Origin of the sequence: Streptococcus oralis (assembly GCF_001578945.1) — a bacterium.
Taxonomy (GTDB): domain Bacteria; phylum Bacillota; class Bacilli; order Lactobacillales; family Streptococcaceae; genus Streptococcus; species Streptococcus oralis_Q.
The window spans coordinates 1-318 of sequence record NZ_KQ969652.1 but is presented as its reverse complement, the minus strand read 5'-3'; the positions used below and the strand labels follow the sequence as shown (position 1 = coordinate 318).

General features: G+C 38.4%; 1 protein-coding gene. It reads right to left on the bottom strand.

Going from position 1 to position 318, the window contains the following annotated elements; translation table 11 throughout:
• On the bottom strand, positions 1-206 hold a 206-nt coding region (locus SORDD16_RS10230), incomplete at its 3' end, for an ATP-binding cassette domain-containing protein (RefSeq protein WP_061453302.1).
• Positions 207-318: the final 112 nt, after the last annotated feature.

Genomic DNA, 318 nt, shown 5'->3' with positions numbered 1-318 from the left:
GACAGAGAGATGTCTTTTTTCTTATTGATTTCTCCACTAGTTGGCTCCTCTTCTCCAACCAAAATCTTTAAAAGAGTAGATTTCCCTGCACCATTTTTCCCAACGAGGGCAATCCGATCTCGTTCATCGACTTGCAGGTTGATATGTTCAAAAAGAACCTCTCCAGCAAAAGAACGCTCAATTTTATTGGCTTGTAAAATAATCATACATCTATTTTACTATCTTTTTCTCTTTTACACAATTGCAAGGAAAAAAGTTCGAGTCATAAACCCGAACTTTTTATCTTAGTATCCTATGCCTCCACGGAAGGTGCGAGCC